The sequence below is a fragment of the Billgrantia sp. Q4P2 genome (assembly GCF_052806135.1).
Window position 1 is genome coordinate 1 of the sequence record NZ_JBRBAI010000035.1, and the last position, 861, is coordinate 861.

Annotated in this window: 1 protein-coding gene; it reads right to left on the reverse strand. The window is 65.9% G+C overall.

Annotated elements, in window-relative coordinates:
- Window positions 1–861, reverse strand: an 861-nt coding sequence (locus tag ACUY1T_RS21985) for an MFS transporter (protein WP_446025696.1), incomplete at both ends; no start/stop codon positions are given.

Here is an 861-nt window from a genome sequence, read left to right on the forward strand (position 1 = left end):
CCCCACGTTGCCGTAGGCGCCGGCCATGCCAGAGATCTGGCCGGTGATGCGGCGCTTGATCGAGGGAATGATGCCGAAGGTGGCGCCCTCCGCCCCCTGCACGAAGAAGGAGGTGAAGATGGTGATGGCGATGGCGATGATCAGCGGCCAGTTGGAGTTGAGCAGGCCCATCAGCACGAAGCCGATACCGATGCCGAACATGTAGCTGAGCATGACGAAGCGGCGGTTGCCCATGCGGTCCGATACCAGGCCGCCCATGGGGCGCGCCACCAGGTTGACGAAGGCGAACGAGGCGGCGATCAGGCCCGCAGCGGCGGCGGTGAGCCCCCAGGTCTCCTCGAAGAACATCGGCAGCATCGAGACCACGGCCAGCTCGGCGCCGAAGTTGGCGAAGTAGGTGCTGTTGAGCGCGGCCACGCTGCTGAAGGAGTACTTGTCGTCCTCCGGCACGCCTTTCTTCAGGATCGGCACGTTGACCCGCAGGATCTGCACGATCTGGTAGACCACTACCGCGGCGATCACCACGTAGCAGATCAGCGCGCCGGTGCTGGAGAGGTAGCCCATGCCTTCGATGCGCCACACCAGGATTGCCAGGCAGCCCACCAGCGGAATGGTCCACAGGATCAGCTTGACCATGTCGCCCCAGGAGCTTACTTCCATGGCCAGTGCCTTGCGCGGCTTGCGGTGGGCGCGGGCATCGGGGCCGTCGGTGATGGCAAACCAGTAGAACACGCCGTAGGCGGCCATCACGATGGCGCTCATGCCGATGGCGTAGCGCCAGCCGTCGGCGCCGCCGAACATGGTCAGGGCGATGGTGGGCAGCGTCATGGCGGCGGCGGCGGAGCCGAAGTTGCCCCAGCC